This is a genomic window from Aquidulcibacter sp., from assembly GCF_049239865.1.
GTDB lineage: Bacteria > Pseudomonadota > Alphaproteobacteria > Caulobacterales > Aquidulcibacteraceae > Aquidulcibacter.
Window position 1 is genome coordinate 1 of record NZ_JBMLTR010000002.1, and the last position, 1227, is coordinate 1227.

Genomic DNA, 1227 nt, shown 5'->3' on the forward strand with positions numbered 1-1227 from the left:
GCAGTCGGGGCAGGCAGGATGTTGGGCGGCAGCCAGCCCAAGCTGGATGAAACTTGCCAGAGAATGATCAGTGCCAAAGGCACTAACCACGGAAGTGCCCGACTAAAAGGACCTTCGGAGGCCGTTGCTGCCATCTTCTACCCTGTCCAGCCGCGCCAAGCGGCATCGCTGATGATAACTTTCTTGGGTATGATCCCCATTTGCGCAAAGCGGTCAACCGTTGCTTGTTGTGCGGCCAGCACATCGTCGGTCAAGGGCTCTACTTTAAAGTCTGTCCGCTTCATCGTGTCTTTGAGAAGCTCTAGCTCTAGGCCGGATGCTTTGGCGGAAATCTCGGCCACGGCATCGGTATTGGCGGCACACCATTCGCCTTCTTTGGCGATGGCAGACAGCAAAACTTTCAGGTCTTCAGGGCGTGCTTCGGCAAATTTTGCGTTCGCCAAGAGGAAGCTTGCTCCGCCACCCAGTTGATCCAGACCCGATAGAACCCGCGCACCCTGATCGCGGATCGCGAGGCTGTAATAGGGGTCCCAGATCACCCAGCCATCAATGCCGCCTTGGGCAAAGGCCGCCGCGGCGTCGGCTGGGCCGAGATTGACCGCTTCCACATCGGCCAGCGTTAGGCCAACGCTTTGCAGCGCAATGACCGCACTATTATGCGCCGAGGAGCCGCGCGTGAAGCACAGCTTCTTGCCTTTCAGGTCCTTGAGGGACTGAACCGAAGAGCCTTTTGGCGTGATGATCCCGCCTGCTTTGCCCGAAAGACGGACTTGGGCCACATATTTGATCGGGGCATTTGCCACTTGGGCAAAAATCGGTGGGGTATCGCCAGTCAGGCCCAAATCGACAGAGCCGACGGCCATGGCTTCTAAAAGGGGTGGGCCGGATGGGAACTCAACCCAATTCAGCGGCGTGATGCCGGCTGTCTTGAGCGGTTCTACCAATGAGCCACGTGTTTGGGCCACCAACATGACCCCGTTTTTTTGAAAAGCGAGATTAACGCCCTTGCCTGTGGATCCGCTGCCTTGGCCACAGGCGGCAAGGGCAGCCGAAGCTGCCCCTGCTACCAAGAGACCGCGACGCGAGAACTTGTCCGCAATCGCTGTCATGGGATTAGCCCCCGAACTTCGCGCGCAGGGTCAAACCGACATAACGGTCTGCATCGCGTGGGATCAGATAGCGAAGCGAACCACCTGGGCCACCTGGCGTGACCAACGATGCATATTT

General features: G+C 58.2%; 1 protein-coding gene. It reads right to left on the minus strand.

Going from position 1 to position 1227, the window contains the following annotated elements; translation table 11 throughout:
- Positions 1-137: 137 nt before the first annotated feature.
- Positions 138-1109, minus strand: coding sequence for an aliphatic sulfonate ABC transporter substrate-binding protein (locus ACOVRA_RS00030; protein WP_421718535.1), 972 nt, complete (start codon positions 1107-1109; stop codon positions 138-140).
- Positions 1110-1227 lie beyond the last annotated feature (118 nt).

Coding starts and splice junctions, on each gene's coding strand:
- ACOVRA_RS00030 (WP_421718535.1), bottom strand. CDS start 1,109: ATGACAGCGATTGCGGACAAGTTCTCGCGTCGCGGTCTCTTGGTAGCA.